We start from the raw sequence: 305 nt of genomic DNA on the forward strand, positions 1-305 counted from the left end.
GGCGGCTTGGGCCCGCGCCGCGTGCCCATCAGCTCCATCAAGCAGCTGCCCTGTCCGACGGCGCCTGAGGACAATCCCTTCTCGCTTCTGCCCACGACCGATCTGGTGTATCTGGACGCCATGGGCACCGGCTACTCCAAGGTGGCCGAGGGCTACGACCCCAAGAAGGTGTGGGGCGTCGACGGCGACGCGGACGCCTTCATGTGCGGCATCGCCCAGTGGCTCACCACCCACGAGCGCTGGAACGCGCCCTTGTACCTGTATGGCGAGTCCTACGGCACCATGCGCAACTCGGTGCTCATGCG

1 pseudogene is annotated in these 305 nt (G+C 66.9%); it reads left to right on the top strand.

From position 1 onward, the window contains the following. Positions 1-305: pseudogene (locus NE591_RS14035) on the top strand (peptidase S1); the annotation flags it as partial.

Origin of the sequence: Adlercreutzia sp. DFI.6.23, from assembly GCF_024462535.1 — a bacterium.
Classification (GTDB): Bacteria; Actinomycetota; Coriobacteriia; order Coriobacteriales; family Eggerthellaceae; genus Adlercreutzia; species Adlercreutzia rubneri.